This is a genomic window from Porphyromonas crevioricanis (assembly GCF_900476255.1).
In the GTDB taxonomy this organism is placed as follows: Bacteria; Bacteroidota; Bacteroidia; order Bacteroidales; family Porphyromonadaceae; genus Porphyromonas; species Porphyromonas crevioricanis.
The window spans coordinates 2,005,001-2,017,969 of the sequence record NZ_LS483447.1 but is presented as its reverse complement, the minus strand read 5'-3'; the positions used below and the strand labels follow the sequence as shown (position 1 = coordinate 2,017,969).

At 45.4% G+C, this 12,969-nt stretch carries 11 protein-coding genes, 1 rRNA gene and 1 pseudogene (1 of these 13 running past the window's edge); 8 read left to right on the top strand and 5 right to left on the bottom strand.

From position 1 onward, the window contains the following. Positions 1-57 precede the first annotated feature (57 nt). The 7 genes and pseudogenes from DQN70_RS08980 to DQN70_RS08950 all read left to right on the top strand — a co-directional run bounded on the left by DQN70_RS08980 (position 58) and on the right by DQN70_RS08950 (position 6,448). Entirely contained in the window at positions 58-279 is a 222-nt protein-coding gene (locus DQN70_RS08980) for a hypothetical protein (protein ID WP_023936481.1), read from the top strand. Between the two features lie 17 nt (positions 280-296). Then, positions 297-908: an OmpH family outer membrane protein gene (locus DQN70_RS08975; RefSeq protein ID WP_042226087.1), complete on the top strand. Its 612-nt coding sequence runs from the start codon at positions 297-299 to the stop codon at positions 906-908. Between the two features lie 107 nt (positions 909-1,015). Beyond that, a pseudogene (locus DQN70_RS08970) lies at positions 1,016-1,354 on the top strand (single-stranded DNA-binding protein); the annotation flags it as partial. A gap of 94 nt (positions 1,355-1,448) precedes the next feature. Then, positions 1,449-2,792, top strand: coding sequence for a gliding motility-associated protein GldE (gene gldE / locus DQN70_RS08965; RefSeq protein WP_036887930.1), 1,344 nt, complete (start codon positions 1,449-1,451; stop codon positions 2,790-2,792). Next, entirely contained in the window at positions 2,789-3,409 is a 621-nt protein-coding gene (locus DQN70_RS08960) for a 4'-phosphopantetheinyl transferase family protein (protein ID WP_023936474.1), read from the top strand. Before gldE ends, DQN70_RS08960 begins: the two co-directional genes overlap by 4 nt. 51 nt (positions 3,410-3,460) lie before the next feature. Continuing rightward, a complete protein-coding gene (locus DQN70_RS08955; protein WP_023940883.1) occupies positions 3,461-5,779 on the top strand; it encodes a trypsin-like serine peptidase in 2,319 nt (772 codons plus the stop codon). 24 nt (positions 5,780-5,803) lie between these two features. Beyond that, positions 5,804-6,448, top strand: a complete 645-nt coding sequence (locus tag DQN70_RS08950) for a LysE family translocator (protein ID WP_023940885.1) — start codon at positions 5,804-5,806, stop codon at positions 6,446-6,448. 117 nt (positions 6,449-6,565) lie between these two features. Here DQN70_RS08950 and DQN70_RS08945 read toward each other — a convergent pair whose 3' ends face one another. From DQN70_RS08945 to DQN70_RS08925, 5 genes are all read right to left on the bottom strand, one after another. Continuing rightward, complete coding sequence (locus DQN70_RS08945; protein WP_023941019.1) at positions 6,566-8,431, bottom strand: pyruvate carboxyltransferase; 1,866 nt, start codon at positions 8,429-8,431, stop codon at positions 6,566-6,568. Positions 8,432-8,475: 44 nt separating this feature from the next. Next, entirely contained in the window at positions 8,476-9,210 is a 735-nt protein-coding gene (locus DQN70_RS08940; RefSeq protein WP_023941018.1) for a 16S rRNA (uracil(1498)-N(3))-methyltransferase, read from the bottom strand. Between the two features lie 400 nt (positions 9,211-9,610). Then, positions 9,611-9,823, bottom strand: a complete 213-nt coding sequence (locus DQN70_RS08935; protein ID WP_262510159.1) for a T9SS type A sorting domain-containing protein — start codon at positions 9,821-9,823, stop codon at positions 9,611-9,613. Positions 9,824-10,020: 197 nt separating this feature from the next. Beyond that, on the bottom strand, positions 10,021-10,485 hold the full coding sequence (locus DQN70_RS08930; RefSeq protein WP_023940911.1) for a hypothetical protein: 465 nt from the start codon (positions 10,483-10,485) through the stop codon (positions 10,021-10,023). Between the two features lie 728 nt (positions 10,486-11,213). Beyond that, positions 11,214-11,429 carry a hypothetical protein gene (locus DQN70_RS08925; protein ID WP_111759313.1) on the bottom strand — a complete coding sequence of 72 codons (216 nt, stop codon included), beginning with the start codon at positions 11,427-11,429 and terminating at the stop codon, positions 11,214-11,216. Positions 11,430-11,929: 500 nt separating this feature from the next. Here DQN70_RS08925 and DQN70_RS08920 point away from each other — a divergent pair. Then, positions 11,930-12,969 (top strand): 16S ribosomal RNA (locus DQN70_RS08920); it runs 491 nt beyond the window's last position.

The window sequence follows — 12,969 nt, the reverse complement described above, 5'->3', positions numbered from 1 at the left end:
TATGATTTCGTATTGTATTATGTTCTACCTTTGCAGTGTACAAATATAGGATTTTGAATGAAGACGACCTTGATAGTCCTTGTTATTACCTTACTCTTGTTAGTCTTGGGGGTTTTTCTGATGGCTGTCAAGGTCTTTTTTGTGAAAGGAGGGAGTTTCCCGACCGGACACGTAAGCGATGTACCGGCTCTGAGACGAAAGGGTATCCAATGTCACCGCTCCCAAATGCAGCAGGCAGAAGAGCGTATGAGTCTGCAACAGCGTATAAATCAGGAATAAAAAACAGATTGCGATATATGACTAAGAAACTTCTTTATTATTTCATTTCGTCAGCAGCGTGTGCGGCTTTCGTTTTGTCTCTTCTTGGCTGTGGTGGATCGCGGGGAGGATGTCAGACGTCCGCAGCTCCGATGGGCGATACCGCTAAGATGGCCGATCTTCGGATTGCATACGTCCGCTTGGATACTCTCTATGCCCGATATCAGTACTACAAGGATATCACTGAAGAGCTGACCAAAGAGGCTGAAGCCAATCGTAAACAGCTTACGTCAAAAGCCAATGCATTGCGAAAGGCAGCCGAAGATTTCGACCGCAAGCGTCGTACCAATGCTTTTCTCAGTCAGGCTTCGATAGAGGCTGAGCAGCAGAAACTCCTTGCTATGCAACAGCAAGGAGAGACCCTTGAAGCGAAATTGACGCAGGAGTTTTTACTCAAGCAGCAGCAGTCGAATGAAAAACTGCATAAGCAGCTCAATGAGGCTTTGGCGGAGTACAACAAGACGAAAAAATATCAGTTTATCCTCACCAAAGTAGGGGTTGAAAGTATTTTGTATGCTGATAGCGCATACGATATCACCGAAGATGTAGTGAAGTTTCTCAATTCTTCCTACAAAAAAGAGCAAAATTGATATCCTCCATTCGGAGCTTTTATAGAAGGTTGTCTCATAGGTCATGCTCTGTGTATTGGCCTGTGTGACAATCTTTTTTTGTAAATCTTTTTCGGTAGAAAAGGTCTATGTCCATCAATAAGGTGATTCTTTTGGGATTGGTCGGAAAAGATCCGGAGGTGAGGTATTTCGACAGAGAATCCTGTGTAGCTCATTTCTCTTTAGCAACATCCGAGAGAGAGGGTAAACTCCCAGATGGGACACAATTGCCCGAGCGTACAGAATGGCACAACATCGTGGCATACCAAGATACAGCTCGATTTGTAGAGCAATGGGTGCGTCGCGGTGCGATGCTCTATGTAGAGGGGAAGCTGCGTTATCGGACTTATGTCGATAGGGGAGGGGTGCAGCGTTATGTCACTGAGATTGTGGCAGACAGAATACGTTTCTTCGATGATCCTCGGAAGAACGAAAGTAGCCCACGGATCCCCAAAGGGAGTGAACAGTGAACGGTGGCGTAATTATATATCTTTGCTGTAAATATTATTAAGTAGGAATATTTTGGATTCTTTTTCATCGCTTGGCGAGATCTTTTCGCAAGTACAAGTTTCTCCAATCAGTGTGCCGGTGGCCATAGCATTGGTCTTGGTCGTCTTGCTGTTGATCGCTTCTGGCTATATGTCTTCTTCGGAGGTGGCTTTCTTTTCGATCAAACCGGCCGACTTAGCAGAAGTCAAAGCAGAGAAAACCGATGCAGACAGAGTGTTGAAGCAGCTTTTGAGTAACCCCGAAGAACTATTGGCTTGTATCTTGATCGGGAATAACATCGTCAATGTGGCTGTAGTAATGCTCAGCACTTATGCTGTCAATAACATATTCGATTTCAGTCGTTCCCCAATGGCTGGTTTTATCTTGCAGACAATTGCTCTTACCCTTGTATTGCTGCTTTTTGGAGAGATTATCCCTAAAGTATATGCTCAACGTTCTCCATTGGATTTCTCTCGCTTTTCTGCCCCCAAGATGAGAATCGTGCGCAAAATACTTAACCCGATAAGTTGGTTGCTGGTACGCTCTACGGCAAAGCTCATTGATGCTCGAAAAGGCCGTCCGCAGTATGATCTGTCGGTAGATGATCTGTCTAAAGCTGTGCAGCTGACAACCGGAAGCGCAGCCGTAGAAGAGAAGGCTATGATCAGCGAGATTATCAAATTCTATAGCAAAACAGCAAGCGAGGTAATGGTTCCGCGCATTGACATGGTAGACATTGATATTAGTTGGGACTTTGAGAAAATGCTCGAATTTGCTGTTTCTTCCGGTTATTCACGTATCCCTGTTTACGAAGAATCAGAGGATAATATCAAGGGAATCATTTACCTCAAAGACTTGATACCGCATCGTCAGAAGGATGCCTCTTTTGCATGGCAGAAGTTGATGCGGCCGGCCTATTTTGTTCCGGAAAATAAGCGCATTGATGATTTGCTGGAGGAACTTCGTGCCAACAAGGTGCATATGTCTATCGTTGTAGATGAATTTGGCGGCACGAGTGGAATCATCACAATGGAAGATATTTTGGAAGAAATAGTCGGAGAGATTACCGATGAATATGATGAAGAGGAGTTACCCTATACACGCTATCCGGATGGTAGTTGTCTGTTTGAGGCAAAGACCTCTCTGAGCGATGTCCGTCGTTACTTGCAGCTGGATGAGGATGCCTTTGGTGAGTTGGGCGAAGAGGTCGATACTCTCGGGGGCTTGGTTCTGGAGATAAAACAGGATTTGCCCCTTCCGGGTGATGAAGTGACTTATAATGGCTGGCATTTTGTGGTTGTATCCATGGATAAGCGTCGCATATTAGAAGTCAAGTTACATCGCAAATCTCAACAATCCTTGGAGAGTGCAGTATGAGGCAGTGCTTCTCCGACTGTCCTCTTGATACTCCCTTATTGGGTTGGATCGATACTTGTTCCATACGAAGACCTGAGCGATTGGCGTATCAGCGTCGAGAGTTACGGGTTCTTCTGTCTTCGGTTTTGAGGGTTCCACCTTCAGAATTGGAAGTGGCACACAAGCCGAATGGAGCTCCTTACCTCCCTCTTTTCCCCAATCTGAATATCAGTCTGAGTCATACGGGTGCTGCTATAGCTGCGATTTTGTCTCTCTCTCCTTCGCAGAATGGAATAGACATCGAGCCCGTTTCTTCCAAATGCTTGCAAGTGATATCGAAGTTCGCTTCTGTCAGAGAGATACAGTCGGTACACCAATCTTTTTCGCCTGATTTGGCTGCTTGTATGTTGTGGTCGGCCAAGGAGACTTTGTATAAGCTGATTGCCCCTGCTTCTGCCTCTTTGTCTCAATCTTTTATCCTTAAAGATTTGACAGGAGTGGATTTTTTGAGAGCTGCTTTTCAAGGCCAAGTTCTCCCTTTTTTTGTACACTGTCCGAGTATGGACTTGCCACAAGAGATAGAGGTACATGTCGATTTGCCTGAAAACCATGTTCTTACTTGGGCTGTGTTACCCTGAAGCCCTCGGGGTGGATTTTGTATCTTTGCTGTGTTAATCAAGTGGAATCGTATGTCTAAACTATACCGATACTTTTTCTCCATTCTGTTGGGGCTCGCTTTTCTGTCGATTCCCCGGGCTTGGGGGCAGATCGAGAGAGCAGGCATGCCCATGGGCTTGTCTGAGCAGTTTTTCAGGCTTCGCTCTACCGGCTTTTCGGATTTTTGTGTAGAGTTGCCTCCTATAGATAGTGCTGCTATCTATCGTCAGGAGGAAGCTTATAGCTCTTCCGTGTTGAGAGGAGCTTATCCTTTTGCTGTTGGGAGGTCTTTGGATTATAGCCCTGATAATAGTGGGCGTATAGTGCAAGTGGGAGATCGCAGTGTATGGACCCTTAGGCTAAAGAGTCATGGAGCTTATAGCCTGAATGTCCTTTTTGGAGAGTATCAACTCCCTCCCGAAGCGGAATTGTATGTCTATACTCCCTTTGGTGTTAAAGGTGCTTATACCGATCAGAACAACAATCCTTCCGGTATATTGGCCGTTGCACCTCTCGCCGGGGATGAAATAACAATTGAGTGTAGTTGGCCAACTAACCCAGATAAGTTGTTGCCGGATAATATGCGTCTGAAAATCACTGAATTAAATCATGCATATAAGGATTTGAGTCAGCTGAGGGTCCATGATGTCGGAGAGCCGTGGCATACACTCTCGGGGCTGGATTGTGCTCCGAATGTAGCTGGCCACCCGGAAGTGAACGAACAATCACGCTCTGTTTTGCTAATGGTTGTGGAGGGGCGTGTCGTTTGTAGTGGTGCTTTGATCAACAACACTGCTTCTGATGGTACTCCTTATGTCTTGACAGCCTCTCATTGCTATAATAGAAATTTTGCATTTACTGGGATCGAGGGAGAGTCAGCGCGTATTGCTCGTACTACAGTCTTTTTCTTCGGTTTTGAAAGCCCCTTGGCCAAATCGTTTATCCGAGGCTCCGAAGAGCTCACTCTTAGTGGAGCAGAGCTGATCGCTTTTAATGAGAAGCGAGATATGTGTTTGCTGCGAATTACAGGTCTGCCCAAAGATAGAGAGGGAAAAGATTTGCCTATCCCTGCGGCTTATAAGCCTTATTTTGCCGGGTGGAATATCAGTGGTACACCGCCTGCTCCTTATACTACTATTCATCACCCTCTCGCAGCAGTTAAGCGATATAGTCGGAGTGATAGCCCAATCAGTCTGAAGAGTTTCAATGCAGGGAAGTATACTTGGAGGGATGTGCATTGGCATATCAAACAATGGCAGATTGGCACTACTGCTCCCGGTTCGAGTGGTGCTCCTCTGTTCGATGGAAATGGTTTGATCATTGGTGCCCTTTCGGGTGGTCGCTCTTATTGCCCAACTCCTTACAACGACTTTTTCTGGGCTTTGAACAAAAGCTGGGATACGGATACGGGCAATCCTTTGCATTCCCTTAGGGATAAGTTGGACAAGAGTGGTAGTGGTGCTATTTACTGTCAGGGATATGATCCTTATGCTCCTCATCCGGCTGTGCGTATCAGTCGAGTTATCAATTCGTTGCACAGCGACCAGTTGGAGCATGCAGCTTTCGAGGGAACTTCCATATCCGGGGTGGGTACAGTCTACTCTTTCCCGTCAAAAGTGAGGATATTGGGAGCTTATGCTGTATTAGCCCCAATGAAGCCGATCAAAAATTGGGGAGATTTCAAAGATTACAACCTGAGTATTTATGCAGGAGAGCCGGGTAAGCCCAAGCAGTTGGTGTATTTCAATAAGGTAAAGGAACCGCAATACCTTCGCTACAATGCCAATCAGGAGGAGTTCTCTCCTCGTGCTCGCACTGTAACTGATACAATAGACTTTTTTATCCCCATTGAGACTTCTGATGGAGGAAATTATCTCGATTTGAATGGAAACCTGGAGATTGTCTGTGGTCTTAATACTACAGATATGAGACCGATGGATCTGCCAGTGTTGCGCTTGAAAACTCAGACAACCAGTGCTTCGGCTGCTTTTCACAAGAATAGTGAAGCTCTCTGGATACCGGCTACAGACACCGAATCTCCCTATCAAGGGAGCTATTGGGTTGATTTGCTGGTACAACCTATCGGTCAGGAGGGCGGACTGAAAGATCCCGAACATGTGCAGGTGCGTTGGGATGGAACCAGAGCTTTGATACAGCTCCCTTCTTCGGATAAACAGCCCGAAATGCAAGTACGTGTTTATAACTATGCGGGAGAGCTTTGCTATGAAAATCATTATCACTCACAGTTGGCTGTTTTGGAATTGGGTGATTTGTTCGTAGAAGGCAATTATATACTCTCTATACATTACAAGAAGAAGCGTTTGGGTTATCAAATATCAGTGTCTAAATAAGAAAGACGAGGAGACAGAGACGGCATGATACTTACAACGGTAGTTAAAGCCATCATAATTGGAATACTTGTATCCGCTCCCATGGGGCCGATAGGGGTGCTTTGCATTAAGCGAACCCTGCACAAGGGCTACAAGGAAGGCTTAATGACGGGAGTCGGTGCTGCTGTGAGTGACTTGGTGTATGCTACTCTCACCTACCTTGGAGTAGGCTTCGTGGTGAGCTTTGTGAAAGACAACAATCCCATTTTTACGCTCTTGGGGAGTTTCCTAATGCTGGGCTTCGCTTTCTATTTATATCGCTCTCGTGCGTCATTGGATATTCTGGAGACAGAGGAGCATACCAGTCCCAATTATATGCGTACGATAGTGAGTTCTTTCTTTCTCACTTTTAGTAATCCCCTTATTATTCTCTTCTTCATTGCCCTTTTTACTCGGTTCAATATCGTTCCTGAGGGCTTAAGTGCTTTCTTGGGCTATTGTATAGTGATGTTGGGGATTGCCATTGGAGCCTTGAGTTGGTGGTACGCCATTACACATTTGGTAAGCAAACTGAGAGATCGAATTTCCGTTATAGGTTTGCGTTGGTTTAACCGCATTGTTGCCATTATATTTGCCTTGGTCTCTTTGGTCGGTTTAGTCTCAGGACTTATCGGGTTACTGGAGCAATAGGAGACTTCATATAGCAAAAAAAGGGAAGAGCCACAGACCGAATTTCGGTCTGTGGCTCTTCCCTTTTTTATGGATGCCGATCTCTATTCAGGTTGTCTGACTGAAATGAGACCTGTATCAATAATGCTTAGGCGGAGCAGCTACACGCTTGCGAGGAGTGGCCATTTCCTCCACTCTTTTGAATTTCGGAGCCACCTCACGGTAGGTCTCTTCTTTATCATCCGGCTTGATGTAGGCAATCTCCTGACCTTTCTTTACAACAGCCCCTTGTGGAACACATACTTCGATCAACTTACCCGTGAAGTTGCTACGCATCTCTTCGATGTACCCCACAGATGTTTCGATAATGCAGATTGGCTGGTTGGTCAAGAAACGAGTACCGGGATTAGGTGCCATAGAACCTGCGGGGTCTACTTCCCAACGCAGGAATCCATTTGCTGTGGCGCAAATGGGGTGTGCACCGGCACGCATGGCTTTCTTTACATCCTCGTCATTGTAACCTTTCTTTGCCAATGCATCGGCTTTGGCTTTGGCCAGATCATTCTCGAAGCGTTCTTTTGCTACGCCACTTCTGTAGTCACGGTATTGACGATCATGCATAGCAAGCTCGAACAATTCTTCATCATCACGGCCGTAGTCCCAACCATTCTCATCCATTTCCTTGCGATATTCATCAAGGGCGTCCGGGTAGTTGGTTTGGGGATCTTCGTCTGTAAACTCATATCCTTTTTCTTTTGCCAAAGCAATGATTTCCGGATCGAGCTTGCCCGGTAGTCTTCCACTTTTTCCGAGGATCATACCCCAGATGTTTTGGTCGATAGCCTGCCAACGGCCTTCACCTCGAATCATATTGTAGACATTCATCAATGCTACGTTTTTGACATACTGGCTAAATGGAGTAACCAGCGGAGGATAGCCCAGACGAGGCCAAACATATTCAACCTCCTCAAAGAGACGGACAAGCAAGTCGTCTACACTTAGTTCCGGCTGATTGTTTTGGCGCAAATACATATTGATACCGGCATGCACCCCTTTCAGGTCAGCCATCATTGATCCCATCATACCTCCTGGCAAACCACAACCAACGAGCAGTGAGGATGTATGTTTGTTCGTTGAATCTTGGAAATATCCGAGCCATTCATCAATGAAGCTTTGTGTCAGAGCTCGAGCTTTCATATATGCACTCATGTTGATATCTGCCACCTTGAAGCCTGCATCGCGCAGCATTTGCTGTATGGTGATAACATCCGGATGGATCTTTCCCCACGAGATTGGCTCCATGGCTACATCGATGATGTCGGCTCCGTTTTCACAAACTTCGAGCATGGAGGCTACAGAGAAGCCCGGCCCGGAGTGGCCATGGTATTCGATGATTACATCAGGGTGTTTTGCTTTGATTTCTTTCACCAGACGACCCAAGAAAGCAGGACGACCGATACCAGCCATGTCTTTGAGACATATTTCGGGAGCTCCGGCTGCGATTAGTTTATCGGCAAGAGCAGTGTAATACTCTACTGTATGCACAGGCGAGTATGTGATACACAGAGTCGCCTGTGGGATCATGCCCGCTTCCAAGGCATATTTGATAGACGGGATGATGTTCCGTTCATCGTTAAGTCCGTCGAAGATGCGAGTAATATCAGTTCCTTGCGCTTTCTTCACCTTGTACATCAGTCGGCGAACGTCGGCCGGTACTGGATACATACGTAAGGCATTGAGACCGCGGTCCAGCATATGCGTTTGTATTCCGGCTTCGTTGAATGCTTTGGTAAAAGCTCGCACAGCTTCGTTAGGGTTGTTACCGGCCAAGAGGCATACTTGCTCGAATGCTCCTCCATTGGTCTCGACCCGTGCGAAACACCCCATTTCAATAATCAGGGGTGCTATTTGAGCCAATTGATCGGCTCGTGGCTGAAACTTGCCTGACGATTGCCACATATCGCGGTAGATCAGGCTAAATTTAATTTCTTTCTTAGATTCCATTTTGTTTTATTTATCCTAAACGAGATTGGTTGTCTTTAGCTCGGTTATTGTCGCATTTGTTGTATTGCGTGTATCCAGGACAAAGCAGAGAGGGCTGCTGTTTCTGTTCGTAAGCGAGCTTCTCCCAAACTGAGTGGAGCAAAGCCGAATGAAATGGCTTCTTGCACTTCCTGTAGGGAAAAGTCTCCCTCCGGGCCAATCATGACTACTACATCTTCTTGCCCCTTATATAATTTGTGGAACGGAAGTCGTTGGGGTAAGTCCTTCTGTGATGAGCAGTGGGCAATGAGTCTACAAGAGTCAGATGAGCTCTGGCTTCGGACAAAGTCGCTGAATGGTCGGCCTACTTCTATCCGGGGAAGGTAGGCTTTGAGCGATTGCTTCATGGCACTGACAGCGATACGCTCTATCCTATCTGCACGTATCTGTTTTCGTTCGCATTGAGACGTTTGCATAAAAACAATGGTATCAACCCCCATTTCAACGAGCTTTTCTGTCATCCATTCCATCCGATCCATATTCTTGGTCGGAGCAATGGCTATGGTAATTCGTCCACCCCAATAGGGTTGCCAGTGATTTTTTTGCAGAAGCTCCAGGGAGCAGCCTCGTTTGTCTACTTGTGTCAGTCGTGCGTGATAGAAATGTCCTTGTCCATCCGTAACCTCTATTTCTTCTCCGGCCGAAAGGCGCAGTACACGACAACAGTGAGCAACCTCAGTTTCTGGTAGAGAGGCTGTCAATGCTACATCCGGTGCGTAGAAGAGGGGAAAATCCGACATTCCTTGCATTTGTCCCAATATTCGAATTCGATCTAATGACCCCAAATTTAGCGAATATCTCTATAAATGAGGCTGTATTACACATATAAAGACTTTTGTACGGACTTCCAAACGGTAATTAGACTTGCTATTTTGTTGATTTTGCAGAATACGGTAATTGCAAGCCATTGAGAATGAGGGTGTAGAGAGGTGTATCTGCCATTATAGCTAAGCCTGAATGTCGAATATAACGTGGCGAGTGCTGTGTTATACAAAGATCTCATATGGTTTCTCAAGGAAGAATAGACTCTAAGTCGAGAAACGAAATAGGCCCGAAAGTCGCATCCAAACGCTTTCGGGCTTATTTGTGTCACCTCGGCTACTCTTTTTATGCCGAGGCAAAAGAATATGTCTTGGAGACTTATTTGACCAAGAGACGAGCTGATTGTTTGCCTGCCCTTATGATATAGGTACCTGCTGCAAGGGATTCGAGAGAGAGTTTCAACTGTCCGGTCTCACTTGCTTTGGCGGACCAGATCCGTACCCCGTCTGAAGAAAAGAGTGTCACTTCTTCTTCTGGCATCAAGCCTTCTATGTACACGAACTCTCGGGCCGGATTAGGAAAAAGGTTTATCGACTGTTTTTTAGCGATGCGCTTTACATTGGTACTTCCTTCGTATTCTTTTTTGTTTTTAGAATCTCCATTAAAGTCATAGACGTATCCAGTTCTTTTCCTTGGCTATAGTCACATCGCTCTCGAGGCAAATGTTTTGTTCCTCTGTATCCCGACTATTGATCACTATCAATACTCCGACCCTTTCTTCTCCCATCCTAATTTGTCAATCCTTCGATGAGCTTTGTCATAGCTTCTCCTTTGATTTGGTTAGAGAAGCACCATAGCTCTTTGAGCTTTGTATTCATGCTTACATCCAATTCTGTCGGTTGGTTGTCGACGCAGGACAGTTTTCTTAGGCCCGTATTCTTACTTACGTCCAAAGAGGCCAACTGATTGGAATTGCAGCCTAATTCTCTGATATCGCCATATATGGAAACGCTTGTTTGAGTCAGGGTGTATTCTTTTTGTCCCATCGTTTCTGCCTCTTCTTCCACTCCTTCAATGCGGATTTCCCCTTCACTTCTGATTCCTAGTCTGATTTTTTCTCCGGCCTTCCTGCTCGTAGTCATTGTTATGACAGGAGTTTCTTGTGTCTGCGCATAAGACACATTTGGCAAGTACCCCTCCAATAGCAGTACTGCTATTGCAAATAGTGTACGTAAATAGTCTTTCTTGCTCATAATCAAATGCTTTTTAATACGTTGGACTTTTGTTTGCCCTTTCAGTCTTTTTACTTTGTGGGGGGTAGGGTACGTTTGTGACGCTCTCTTGTTCTATTCCCTCTCCATATTTATAGGGACTCTCCTCTTTTATTCTCTTGTCTTTTGAAAACGAACACCCCTCCTGCATGCAAAGTTATTTTTTTACCGCAGATTTTGATTTGTTGTCAATATTTGCATGGTTCGATACAGACTATCCCTGCCAAGGGTAGGAAAACGCTTTACTAATACACTCCGGATTATTCCTTCTTGCATCTCTTTTGTATCTATATAATTTTCCTAAGAATATTATAATTTCATTTTCTTTTTCTGGTATTTTTTTCTTGAAATTGGGGTATTATTGAGTCTGTTTTTCTCTTGTTTTTTTTGTTCTCTATGGAGCTGTTTTTTTCTAACAGGGGAGCGAGCAAAAATTCTCTCCTGTGAGAGCAAACTTTTTCTCCTGTGTTAGCAAAATTTCTCTGAGGAGAAAAACCCGACCTTTCCAGAACGCTCTATTCATCGGCCTTTTAGGCGGTCATTGTAAAGCCTTTGAGAGTTTTTTTTGTTCACTTGTATTTGGCTGCTTTTTCAGGTGTTTTTTCTCTTCTTTTTGCGAGCATGATGCTTAACAAAACATGCCACATTTAGGAGTGAGAGATATGCCCCTTTTCTTCTTCCGACAGGATAGCATTTTCCCTTCTCACCTCTTATTTCTCCTCTCTCGCTTCTCCTCTCTCGCTTCTCCTCTCTCGCTTCTCCTCTCTCGCTTCTCCTCTCTCGCTTCTCCTCTCTCGCTTCTCCCTTCTCGCTTCTTTTTTCATAATCTCATGTGTTTCCATGTTTTTTTTCTCTTTTTCTTGATTTCTTGTTTTGGAGTTGTTTTTCCGGGAAAAAGTTTTGTTTTTGTTTCGTGCTGATTTCAAGTCTGTTAGGCCTCTCTCGACTAATCTTTCGTCAAATATTTTGGTATTTGATTTGGATTGGAAGGAAAAACTGTTTTATCTTTGCATTCGCTAAGCCCGAGCGGGGCGCCACTTGAAAGGAATGGCAGAAGGCGATAGAGCTGTTATTTGAGGAGTGTGTACTCCTTTTTTTTGACAGTGGTCTGCTGCTTGTTTTTTTAAGTTGGACTCGGTTTTCCTTTTTTTTGAGTGGCTTTTTGCAGCTGATCCAGAGGGTTGGCTTGCCGGGGAGCATTCTTAGGAAAGGGGAGTTTAGGTAAAGCGAAGAGATCTTTGACGATATTCATAGAACAAAAGTGTAGTACAGGAATGTTTTTTTCCTCTCCTTTATTTTGGCTGTGAAGTTTTTTTCACGTGATTATTATAGAGGGGGTCATATAAGGAAACGAGACTTTCGTCAAGTACAACCAACCAGGCGAACGATAATGAGCATATAACAGGAAAACAAACAAAACAAGATAACAATGGAGAGTTTGATCCTGGCTCAGGATGAACGCTAGCGATAGGCTTAACACATGCAAGTCGAGGGGCATCGGGTAAGTAGCTTGCTACTTATGCCGGCGACCGGCGCACGGGTGCGTAACGCGTATGCAACCTACCTGTCAGACTGGGATAACCCGGTGAAAGCCGGACTAATACTGGATACACTTATTCTTCTGCATGGGGGGATAAGGAAAGATTTATTACTGACAGATGGGCATGCGTTCCATTAGCTAGTTGGTGAGGTAACGGCTCACCAAGGCGACGATGGATAGGGGAACTGAGAGGTTTATCCCCCACACTGGTACTGAGACACGGACCAGACTCCTACGGGAGGCAGCAGTGAGGAATATTGGTCAATGGGCGAGAGCCTGAACCAGCCAAGTCGCGTGAGGGCAGACGGTCCTAAGGATTGTAAACCTCTTTTTCAGGGGAGTAAAATTAGATACGCGTATTTAATTGCAAGTACCCTGCGAATAAGCATCGGCTAACTCCGTGCCAGCAGCCGCGGTAATACGGAGGATGCGAGCGTTATCCGGATTTATTGGGTTTAAAGGGTGCGTAGGTTGTTTTGTAAGTCAGTGGTGAAACCTGGGGGCTCAACCCCTAGCATGCCGTTGAAACTGCAGAGCTAGAGATTAGAATAGGTAGGCGGAATGTATGGTGTAGCGGTGAAATGCATAGATATCATACAGAACCCCGATTGCGAAGGCAGCTTACCGGGCTATATCTGACACTGAAGCACGAAAGCGTGGGTATCAAACAGGATTAGATACCCTGGTAGTCCACGCCGTAAACGATGATTACTCGGAGTATGCGATATGAGTGTATGCTTCTTAGCGAAAGCGTTAAGTAATCCACCTGGGGAGTACGTCGGCAACGATGAAACTCAAAGGAATTGACGGGGGCCCGCACAAGCGGAGGAACATGTGGTTTAATTCGATGATACGCGAGGAACCTTACCCGGGATTGAAATATAGATGACAGGCAGCGAGAGTTGTTATCCCTTCGGGGCATCTAT

Coding starts and splice junctions, on each gene's coding strand:
- DQN70_RS08950 (WP_023940885.1), top strand. CDS start 5,804: ATGATACTTACAACGGTAGTTAAAGCCATCATAATTGGAATACTTGTA.
- DQN70_RS08975 (WP_042226087.1), top strand. CDS start 297: ATGACTAAGAAACTTCTTTATTATTTCATTTCGTCAGCAGCGTGTGCG.
- DQN70_RS08960 (WP_023936474.1), top strand. CDS start 2,789: ATGAGGCAGTGCTTCTCCGACTGTCCTCTTGATACTCCCTTATTGGGT.
- DQN70_RS08980 (WP_023936481.1), top strand. CDS start 58: ATGAAGACGACCTTGATAGTCCTTGTTATTACCTTACTCTTGTTAGTC.
- DQN70_RS08930 (WP_023940911.1), bottom strand. CDS start 10,485: ATGAGCAAGAAAGACTATTTACGTACACTATTTGCAATAGCAGTACTG.
- DQN70_RS08945 (WP_023941019.1), bottom strand. CDS start 8,431: ATGGAATCTAAGAAAGAAATTAAATTTAGCCTGATCTACCGCGATATG.
- DQN70_RS08940 (WP_023941018.1), bottom strand. CDS start 9,210: ATGTCGGATTTTCCCCTCTTCTACGCACCGGATGTAGCATTGACAGCC.
- DQN70_RS08955 (WP_023940883.1), top strand. CDS start 3,461: ATGTCTAAACTATACCGATACTTTTTCTCCATTCTGTTGGGGCTCGCT.